We start from the raw sequence: 8,973 nt of genomic DNA, 5'->3' as shown, positions 1-8,973 counted from the left end.
TGCCGCATACGCACCATTTGGATCTTGTTTTCTTCCAAAAACATTAAAATAGCGCAAACCAATAGTTTCTAATCCGTATGTTTTACTAAATATTTCAGCATACAATTCGTTTACATATTTGGTAATCGCATAAGGCGACAATGGTTTTCCAATTTTATCTTCCACTTTTGGAAGCGCTTCTGAATCTCCATAAGTAGAAGAACTTGCAGCATAGATAAAGCGTTTTACATTGGCATCTTTCGAAGCAACTAACATATTCAAAAAGCCTGAAACATTAACGTCATTGCTGGTGATAGGATCGTTTATCGAACGAGGCACAGAACCTAATGCTGCTTGATGCAACACATAGTCAACACCTTGAGTTGCTTTTTTACAAGTCTGCAGATCTCTAATATCACCTTCGATAAACGTGAAATTTGAATTTTCTAAAAAAGGTTGTATATTGTGTTGGTGGCCGGTTGCAAAATTGTCAAGGCAAACAATTTCATGACATTTTCCTAGAAAATATTCACATAAATTGGATCCTATAAATCCGGCCCCACCGGTAATTAAAATTTTAGACATAATATCTTAACTTATTTTATAAATATATTTTTAATACCCCCAACGCATTACAAAACCTTCACCAACTGATCCAATCCAGGCAGGCTTAAAGGCAGGCTTAAAACCTCATGGGCCAGCAGCTCTGTCAACGGCAGCTCTAATTGCTGCCATTCAGGATAAGCGTTTTGTCGGTGGGGGGGGATCGGATAATGGATGAGCGTTTCGATGCCGTTCTCTTTTAAAAACTGCTGCAGCACAGTGCGCGTTTTGCTTCTAACTACAAACAGGTGCCAGACATGCTCTTCAGCATTTTGGGGCACCGTCGGCAAAAGTACATCAGAATTTTTAATTTCTCTACAATAGGCACTGGCTATTTTCCTTCGCTGTTCGTTTGCCGCATCGAGATAGCGCAGCTTGACATTCAATACCGCCGCCTGAAGCTCGTCCATCCTGCTGTTCAGCCCTTTATAGTCATGTATATATTTCTCTTTGGAGCCATAATTGGCAAGGGTCCTGATCGTAGTGGCCAGTGTCTCATCTTGGCAGCAGACCGCTCCGGCATCCCCCAGAGCGCCCAAATTCTTTCCGGGATAAAAACTGAATCCCGAGGCATCTCCTAAATTTCCTGTTTTTTTTCCCCCGATGGCAGCGCCTATGGCCTGTGCATTGTCTTCAATAATTTGTAAAGAATACTTGTTTTTTAATGCGGTGATGGTATCTGAAAAGACCGCGCGCCCATAGAGGTGCACCAATAAAATGGCCTTTGTTTTATCAGTGATTTTTGCTTCTATCTGATCGATAGCGATATTGAAGGTTTCCGCATCGGGCTCCACAAAAATAGGAACCAGGTTGTTTTCCGTAATCGCCAAGATAGAAGCGATAAAGGTATGGGCCGGAACAATCACTTCGTCGCCGACTTTCAGGACTCCAAGTTGGAGGTACGCCCTAAAGATAAGGCGCAGCGCATCATACCCGTTGGCCACAGCGATGCAATAGGGCGCGCCAATATAGTAGGAAAGGTTCTTTTCAAACGCTTTGGTTTCAGTTCCGAGCAGATACTGGCCGCTGCGAAAAACCGTTAGCAGTTTTTCTTCAATCTCCTCTTGGTAGGCAAGATTGATGTCTTTCAGATCTAAAAACTTAATCATGGGCACGGGGTGGGTTTAAATCAATTTCATAATGGTCTAAAACGATCGCGCGCCCGCCCAGCATTTCTTTCTGCTGGAGTAGCCCCTCGTTTAAGACCCGGCCTTCGCTTTCAGTCGATATTCCAAAACTGAAATATTTTTTATCGGTAAAGGGGCCCGTAATTAATTGATGGATCAAAAAATCCAGCGCGCCTATTTTTTTCCCGGCGGGTGAGGCTGCCATATACTGGGTATGGGCCGCACCTCCAAAATCATAAATCACCGTGCCCGCCAAAAGTTCATTTTTTAAACGCACGGTAAAAAGTTTTATTTTTTCTGGAAATTGGGATCGAAGGTAAGCAATTTCTTCCAAACGATGTACGGGCTGGACATCAAATTTCAGTAGCGATGTGTGGAGTAAATCCCAAAATGCTGCAAAATCGTCTTCTTGGTGCAGTGCGCAGCCCGACAGTTCGCATTTTTTAACGTTTTGTCTTTTGGTTTCCGAAAAAAGTAATCGATTCTCAAGCGCTATGACGGAGGAGATGTCGCGTCGGTACAGTTTGGCATGGAACCTGAAAAGAGCATAAAGATCTTCTCCAGCGGGATGCTTTTCAAACAGCGAGGGGATTTTTTTATAGACAAGGGTTTCAAAACCCAAAGTGGCATAATGTTGGAGCAGCATCGAAAATACCGTCAGCACTTGGGTCGAGGTGATTTTTTCAGAAAGCAGCAGGGAGCCGAAAGTCAAGCCCTGGTGGCAATAAATTTTTGTCCCTGCAGCATTGGCAGGCAACACGGCAATAATTTTATTTTTATAGGAAAAAAGTAGCGATGCGTCCACAAAACGGCTTTTATGGTAGTCCATATAATGCCTGTCAAACAAAAAAATTCCGTTTTTGCTTTTTTTTACGAATTCATTCCATCGAACGAAATCATTTTCCGAATAGGTTTCTAAAACAATCATTCCGCGATAAATTTTAGGTAATTTTGATAATCCCGGATATAGTCAGATTCCGCAAACTCTTTGGAGGCAAGGACAAGGCAGATGCTGCCGCTGGAAAAGTTATTGATCTCTCTCCAGATGCCGGAACGGATATACAAGGCTTCCGAAGGATTGTTCATGAAAATTTCTTTTCGTTTTGTTCCATCATCCACAATAACCGTAAACGAACCGCTCAAAGCAACAAGATATTGCTGCAATTCCTTGTGGGCATGGCCGCCTCTTTCGGATCCAAAGGGCACGTCATACAGATAGTAAATGCGGCGGACTGCAAAGGGCAAATGCAAATTGTTCTCCACCACAACCAGGCTCCCTTCAGGACTCTTGATGTTCTGGAGCGGTACTTTTAGGCATTCGTCGACACTACGCATTGGAATGGAGGGTTAAAAATGCATCAAAAGTACGCACATAGTCATTTTCATCATAAAGGCTGTCGCTAACGACCAGCACTACGGTATTGGTAGAAATATTTTTTAAGGTACGCCAGCACATTTTTGGAACAAGGGCGCCAAAATTAGGCCGATTTAAGGTTAGTGTTTTTTCGGCCGCGCCATCATGCAGTACTAATTCAAAACTTCCAGACAGGGCCACAATAAATTCTTGCTGTTTTTTAAAGGCGTGTCCTTTGGTGGCCCCTCCCGGAATATCATAAATCCAGTAAGTGCGTTGGATTTCAAAAGGAATTTGAGATGGATATTCAAAAAAAGACAAGTTGCCCCGTTCGTCAGGAATTTGAGGCAGCGGGATCAGATGTGGGTGCGGCGTATCCATTATTTGCGGGCAGCCAATCTTAATAAATATTGGCCGTATTCATTTTTCTGGAGGGGCATGGCCAATTCCATCAATTTCTCTTTAGAAATATAGCCCATTTCAAAAGCAATTTCCTCCAGGCAGGCTACTTTTAAGCCTTGCCTTTTTTCAATGGTCTGTATAAAATTGGAAGCTTCCAGTAAAGATTCGTGCGTTCCGGTATCCAGCCAAGCAAAACCCCTGCCCATCAGTTCTACTTTTAAATTGCCATCGGCAAGATAGTCTTGGTTGACGGTAGTGATTTCTAATTCGCCGCGTTCGCTGGGCTGGATTCTTTTAGCCACTTCAACAACCGAATTGGGATAAAAATAAAGGCCTACTACCGCATAGTTGCTCTTTGGCTCGGTTGGCTTCTCTTCAATGGAAATGACGGTGCCGCTTGCATCAAATTCGGCTACGCCATAGCGTTCTGGATCTTGGACATAATAGCCAAAAACAGTGGCTTTATTTGCAGCCTCCACATTTGTAACAGCCGTTCGAAGCAGATCCGTCAGTCCGTGTCCGTAAAAAATATTGTCGCCAAGGATGAGACACACATCGTCACCGCCGATAAAGGCTTCGCCAATGATAAAGGCCTGTGCGAGCCCGTCAGGACTCGGTTGTTCGGCATATTCCAATCGGATTCCCAAATCGCTTCCATCGCCAAAAAGATTTCTAAAATTAGGTAAATCGTGCGGCGTGGAGATAATCAAGATTTCATTGATTCCGGCCAGCATCAAGACAGACAGCGGATAATAAATCATCGGCTTGTCATAAATGGCCATCATCTGTTTGGATACTGACTTGGTTAAGGGATACAATCGGGTTCCGGAGCCTCCTGCTAATATAATTCCTTTCATAACTTGCTGGTTTTAACGTCATGCCCTTTTCAAAAAAGCGCTTGAAACGTTATGTAATGGTATGTTTTCAGATTTTAGAAAACAAATTCGAATCTAAGATAATATATTATTTAGGCACAAAGCAAGGCTTCTCCTATAATTTGCAACAGAAAGACCATAAGTTGCTTTTATTTTTGACGTGTCGAGCAGCGAGTAGGCAGGTCTTTTCGCCGGAGTTGGGAATTGCGAAGAAGGGATGCCCGATATTTCACAATCCAATGCAGCCATTTCTTTGATGGCAAGGGCAAATTCATGCCAGCTGATGGCGCCTTCGTTGGAATAATGATAGATGCCGCCTTGCCATTGGTCTTGGCTGATGATAGCTAAAACAGCTTGGGCCAGGTCTTTGGCATACGTAGGGCTTCCGATCTGATCTTCCACGACATTTAAAGTGTCTCTTTCTTTCATCAATCGCAACATCGTTTTCACAAAATTGTTCCCAAATTCAGAGTAGACCCATGAGGTTCTGATGATGATGCTTTCGGGATTTTCTTTTAAGGCGGCTTGTTCGCCTCTCAATTTTGTTCTTCCGTATTCATTCTGCGGATTCGTGGCATCATCTTCCTTTAGGGGAAGCGCAGAAGTGCCGTCAAAAACATAATCGGTTGAAATATGGATCAGTTTCGCACGGTGCAGGAAGCTCCATTGTGCAAGTGCTTCAACAGCTTGATGATTGATCAGGTCGGCCAACTCGGGTTCGCTTTCGGCTTTGTCGACTGCCGTATAGGCAGCGCAGTTGATGATATAATCAGGACGGACAGCAGTTAAATAAGCGGAAATAGTTTCAGGTTTTTCTAATGATAATTTGGATCGGTCTGTAAAAACAAATTCAAAATTTGAATAAGCAGCGGCAAGCGATTGTAGTTCGCTGCCCAATTGCCCGTTGGATCCGGTTACAAGTATCTTTTTCATACGATTAATCTAAATCATTTAGGGTTCCCAAGATAACATCTTTTTCAGAAACGATTGCATCAGAAATTTGCACCTGCCAGTCAATTCCCAAGGCAGGATCGTCATAACGGATGCCTCTTTCGCTTTCTTTATGGTACGCTTCATCAACTTTATAGGAAACCACAGCCGTCTCGCTCAAGACCGAAAATCCGTGCGCAAAACCCTTGGGAACAAGCAGTTGTTTTTTATTCGCGGCAGAAAGCACGATGCTGTAATGCTGTCCGTAAGTGGGAGAATCCTTGCGGATATCGACGGCCACATCCAGAATTTCGCCCTGCAGGACGCGCACTAATTTGGTTTGGGCATAAGGCGCGGCTTGGAGATGCAGTCCCCTGATCACGCCATGCTTGGAAAAAGATTGGTTGTCTTGGATAAACTGTATATCGATTCCGTTTTTGGCAAAAGCAGTGGCGCTGTACGATTCAAAAAAGTAACCGCGGTCGTCTTCAAATACCGCCGGGGTTAGTACTAATAAATCTGCAATCGGCGTGTGTTCTACTTTCATTCTATATTTTATTTATTTACTCTTTTTAAATTATAAAAATTCACTATCGTGTTTAAAGTTTCCCATCAACATTTTCTTTCAAAACACCCTTCACATCATAAAGAATGCTGTTGGTCTTTCGAAGCCCGTTGAAATCCAATGCTAAGAACGGATCATGGGCAACACCCAAGACCACGGCATCAAATTGCTGCAAAGGTAGCTTTTTAGTGGTGACCAGCTCATATTCGCGCATAACTTCGTCGGGGTTTGCCCAGGGATCATAGATAGTGACGGCAATGCCGTATTCTTTTAGGGCCGCAACGACATCCACAATTTTGGTATTCCGCACATCAGGGCAGTTTTCCTTAAAGGTGATGCCCAGCATTAATAAAGAAGAACCCTTGACTAAAATATCATTTTTGATCATCAGTTTCACGACTTGCGAAGCGACATATTCGCCCATGCTGTCGTTTAATTTCCGTCCTGCCAAAATAATTTCAGGATGGTAGCCCATCTGCTGGGCTTTCTGCGCCAGATAATAGGGATCGACGCCAATGCAGTGGCCTCCTACCAATCCGGGCTTAAAAGGAAGGAAATTCCATTTGGTTCCTGCTGCTTCTAAAACGGCCTGCGTATCAATTTCCAGCAAATTAAAAATCTTGGAGAGTTCATTTACGAAAGCGATATTGATATCGCGTTGCGAATTTTCAATCACTTTGGCCGCTTCGGCCACTTTGATGCTGGGTGCCAGATGGGTTCCGGCAGTAATCACCGATTGGTACAGCGCATTGACTTTCTGCCCTATTTCAGGCGTGGAGCCCGAAGTCACTTTTATTATTTTTTCAACCGTATGCTGTTTATCGCCCGGATTGATGCGCTCAGGAGAATAGCCTGCAAAAAAATCTTGGTTAAAAACCAATCCCGAATGTTTTTCCAGCATCGGAATGCATTCTTCCTCGGTAGCGCCCGGATATACGGTCGATTCATAAATGACTATATCGCCTTTTTTTAATACTTTGCCCACCGTTTTGCTCGCTTTGTAAAGCGGTGTCAGGTCAGGTGTGTTCTGTTGGTCAACCGGAGTCGGGACGGTAACGATATAATAATTGCAAGCGGCAATAGCGGCACTGTCATCGGTGCAAAACAAACCCTTTTCCATCTCGGGACTTTCAGACAGCACCGATTGTAAGGCAGTTGCATCCAATTCCAAGGTAGAATCTGCCCCTTTTTTTAAACTGGCTATTCGCTCCGGATTGACGTCAAATCCGATGACCGGATACTTCGTTGCAAAAAGACGTGCCAAGGGCAGTCCGACATACCCCAAACCAATTACTGCTATTTTTATGGAACCCATACTGCTGTTGTTGTTTATTTGGGGGAGGATTATTTATGTTTGTATTCGTTTGTTGTTGTTTTTTAGTTGTATTGCCTGTCGTAATAGTTGGCATATTGGCCGGAAGTGACATTTTTAAGCCATGCCTCATTAGACAGGTACCAGTCGATGGTTCTTTCAAGTCCTTGCTCAAAAGTCACCGAAGGCTTCCAGCCTAGTTCCTTTTTGATTTTAGAGGCATCGATGGCATAGCGCAAGTCATGGCCCGGACGGTCTTTGACATAAGTAATCAATTTTTCGGAAGTCCCGGCTGCTCTTCCTAATTTGGCATCCATGATTTTGCAAAGCAATTGGACCAGGTCAATGTTTTTCCACTCGTTGAAACCGCCAATATTGTAGGTTTCATGGTTGTTTCCCTCATGGAAGACCAGATCAATGGCAACGGCGTGGTCTTCTACAAAAAGCCAGTCGCGCGTGTAGTTGCCGTCGCCATAAACAGGCAGTGCTTTGTTCGTAATGATATTATGGATAAAAAGCGGAATCAATTTCTCTGGAAAATGGTTGGGTCCGTAATTATTCGAGCAGTTGGTCAGTACATAAGGCATGCCGTAGGTTTCACCATACGCGCGGACAAAATGGTCCGAACTGGCTTTGGATGCAGAATAAGGCGAATTGGGATCGTAGGCAGTGGTTTCGGTAAACAGTCCGGTTGCGCCCAGGCTTCCGTAAACCTCATCGGTACTGATATGGTAGAAACGTTTTCCCTCAAAGTTGCCTTTCCAAGTTTCCTTGAAGGCATTTAAAAGATTCATGGTTCCAAAGACATTGGTTTTCACAAACGCCAGCGGATCCGTAATCGAACGGTCAACGTGGGATTCAGCGGCCAAGTGCAGGACGCCGTCAAATTTATGCGCGGCAAATAACGCGTCTATAAATGCGGCATCGACGATATCGCCTTTGATAAAGGTATAATTGGGCTCTTTTTCAATATCTGAAATATTTTCAAGGTTCCCGGCATACGTCAAGGCATCTAGATTATAGATGGCATACTGCGGATATTTTTTTACAAACCTCCTAACAACGTGCGAACCGATAAATCCGGCGCCTCCTGTAATTAATATTTTTTTCATAAAGATTATTTCTCTTTATAGATGTTTTTTCTATACTATTTTAATCATTTCTTTAGCTGCCACTTCTTTTCTCAGACTGCTGCTTGAAAAGCGGTGGTCTCTCCTATTGAAATGAAATTCAATTCCTTTTTCTTCACAATAGTGGCGTCCTGTAAAATCTTTCTGGGCATATTCATCGCCAATAATCCGAACGTCAATGTGGAAGGAACGCAAGATATCTTCTAAATCTTGTTCTGTCGCATAAGGAACGATTTCATCAACAAAACGGCAGCCTTTCAACTGTATATATCGTTCTACCACTGATTGTGTAGGTCTGTTTTTTTCTGGCCGATCAATTGTTGGATCGGTTTGAAGGCCTGCGATTAAGTAGTCGCAATGTCTTTTGGCTTCTTCAAGCATTTTGATGTGTCCTGCATGGAGCAAATCAAACGCGCTAAATGTAATTCCTACTTTCATAATTTTTTCTTTTAGTTACACAAGGGCTATGTAAAGCACAAAACAGCTTAGGCGCCGATGCCTTGATAGACAAATCCGATTTCTTTCAGTTTTTTTCCGTCAAGCACATTCCTTCCGTCAAAAACAAAGGCTGGCTTTTGCATCGAATGGTATATTTTTTTCCAGTCATACGCTTTAAATTCATCCCATTCTGTTAAAACAGCAATAGCATGCGCGCCTTCACACGCTTCATAAGGATCATTGGAAACCGTGACCTGT

12 protein-coding genes are annotated in these 8,973 nt (G+C 43.4%); all 12 read right to left on the bottom strand.

Going from position 1 to position 8,973, the window contains the following annotated elements:
* A partial coding sequence (locus EG849_RS15170) for an NAD-dependent epimerase/dehydratase family protein (protein ID WP_125014243.1) occupies nucleotides 1–564 on the bottom strand: 564 nt, incomplete at its 3' end.
* Nucleotides 565–611: 47 nt separating this feature from the next.
* The gene (locus tag EG849_RS15165; protein WP_125014241.1) at nucleotides 612–1,691 is read right to left on the bottom strand and encodes a DegT/DnrJ/EryC1/StrS family aminotransferase; all 1,080 of its coding nucleotides are present in this window, start codon (nucleotides 1,689–1,691) and stop codon (nucleotides 612–614) included.
* Nucleotides 1,684–2,637, bottom strand: coding sequence for a GNAT family N-acetyltransferase (locus EG849_RS15160; RefSeq protein ID WP_125014239.1), 954 nt, complete (start codon nucleotides 2,635–2,637; stop codon nucleotides 1,684–1,686). Before EG849_RS15160 ends, EG849_RS15165 begins: the two co-directional genes overlap by 8 nt.
* Nucleotides 2,634–3,044, bottom strand: a complete 411-nt coding sequence (locus EG849_RS15155) for a sugar 3,4-ketoisomerase (protein ID WP_125014237.1) — start codon at nucleotides 3,042–3,044, stop codon at nucleotides 2,634–2,636. Before EG849_RS15155 ends, EG849_RS15160 begins: the two co-directional genes overlap by 4 nt.
* Nucleotides 3,037–3,444: a sugar 3,4-ketoisomerase gene (locus EG849_RS15150; RefSeq protein ID WP_125014235.1), complete on the bottom strand. Its 408-nt coding sequence runs from the start codon at nucleotides 3,442–3,444 to the stop codon at nucleotides 3,037–3,039. The genes EG849_RS15155 and EG849_RS15150 overlap by 8 nt, the downstream gene beginning before the upstream one ends.
* Nucleotides 3,444–4,322, bottom strand: coding sequence for a glucose-1-phosphate thymidylyltransferase RfbA (gene rfbA, locus EG849_RS15145; protein WP_125014232.1), 879 nt, complete (start codon nucleotides 4,320–4,322; stop codon nucleotides 3,444–3,446). The genes EG849_RS15150 and rfbA overlap by 1 nt, the downstream gene beginning before the upstream one ends.
* Before the next feature lie 93 nt (nucleotides 4,323–4,415).
* Nucleotides 4,416–5,273, bottom strand: coding sequence for a dTDP-4-dehydrorhamnose reductase (gene rfbD / locus EG849_RS15140; protein WP_125014230.1), 858 nt, complete (start codon nucleotides 5,271–5,273; stop codon nucleotides 4,416–4,418).
* 4 nt (nucleotides 5,274–5,277) lie between these two features.
* Nucleotides 5,278–5,817, bottom strand: coding sequence for a dTDP-4-dehydrorhamnose 3,5-epimerase (rfbC, locus tag EG849_RS15135; RefSeq protein WP_125014228.1), 540 nt, complete (start codon nucleotides 5,815–5,817; stop codon nucleotides 5,278–5,280).
* A 52-nt stretch (nucleotides 5,818–5,869) separates the two neighbouring features.
* Nucleotides 5,870–7,150: a nucleotide sugar dehydrogenase gene (locus EG849_RS15130; protein WP_199732369.1), complete on the bottom strand. Its 1,281-nt coding sequence runs from the start codon at nucleotides 7,148–7,150 to the stop codon at nucleotides 5,870–5,872.
* 62 nt (nucleotides 7,151–7,212) lie between these two features.
* Nucleotides 7,213–8,259 carry a dTDP-glucose 4,6-dehydratase gene (gene rfbB, locus EG849_RS15125; RefSeq protein ID WP_125014226.1) on the bottom strand — a complete coding sequence of 349 codons (1,047 nt, stop codon included), beginning with the start codon at nucleotides 8,257–8,259 and terminating at the stop codon, nucleotides 7,213–7,215.
* A gap of 30 nt (nucleotides 8,260–8,289) precedes the next feature.
* On the bottom strand, nucleotides 8,290–8,715 hold the full coding sequence (locus EG849_RS15120; RefSeq protein WP_125014224.1) for an adenylyltransferase/cytidyltransferase family protein: 426 nt from the start codon (nucleotides 8,713–8,715) through the stop codon (nucleotides 8,290–8,292).
* A gap of 47 nt (nucleotides 8,716–8,762) precedes the next feature.
* Nucleotides 8,763–8,973 (bottom strand): UDP binding domain-containing protein (locus EG849_RS15910; RefSeq protein WP_317125219.1); only part of this gene is annotated, 211 nt, incomplete at its 5' end.

The sequence above is a fragment of the Flavobacterium macacae genome (assembly GCF_003865365.1).
In the GTDB taxonomy this organism is placed as follows: domain Bacteria; phylum Bacteroidota; class Bacteroidia; order Flavobacteriales; family Flavobacteriaceae; genus Flavobacterium; species Flavobacterium macacae.
This window is presented reverse-complemented; position numbering and strand designations above follow the sequence as displayed.

What these genes read in the sequence shown, in the direction of transcription:
- EG849_RS15165 (WP_125014241.1), bottom strand. Translation starts at nt 1,691, where the DNA reads ATGATTAAGTTTTTAGATCTGAAAGACATCAATCTTGCCTACCAAGAG.
- EG849_RS15160 (WP_125014239.1), bottom strand. Translation starts at nt 2,637, where the DNA reads ATGATTGTTTTAGAAACCTATTCGGAAAATGATTTCGTTCGATGGAAT.
- EG849_RS15155 (WP_125014237.1), bottom strand. Translation starts at nt 3,044, where the DNA reads ATGCGTAGTGTCGACGAATGCCTAAAAGTACCGCTCCAGAACATCAAG.
- EG849_RS15150 (WP_125014235.1), bottom strand. Translation starts at nt 3,444, where the DNA reads ATGGATACGCCGCACCCACATCTGATCCCGCTGCCTCAAATTCCTGAC.
- rfbA (WP_125014232.1), bottom strand. Translation starts at nt 4,322, where the DNA reads ATGAAAGGAATTATATTAGCAGGAGGCTCCGGAACCCGATTGTATCCC.
- rfbD (WP_125014230.1), bottom strand. Translation starts at nt 5,273, where the DNA reads ATGAAAAAGATACTTGTAACCGGATCCAACGGGCAATTGGGCAGCGAA.
- rfbC (WP_125014228.1), bottom strand. Translation starts at nt 5,817, where the DNA reads ATGAAAGTAGAACACACGCCGATTGCAGATTTATTAGTACTAACCCCG.
- EG849_RS15130 (WP_199732369.1), bottom strand. Translation starts at nt 7,150, where the DNA reads ATGGGTTCCATAAAAATAGCAGTAATTGGTTTGGGGTATGTCGGACTG.
- rfbB (WP_125014226.1), bottom strand. Translation starts at nt 8,259, where the DNA reads ATGAAAAAAATATTAATTACAGGAGGCGCCGGATTTATCGGTTCGCAC.
- EG849_RS15120 (WP_125014224.1), bottom strand. Translation starts at nt 8,715, where the DNA reads ATGAAAGTAGGAATTACATTTAGCGCGTTTGATTTGCTCCATGCAGGA.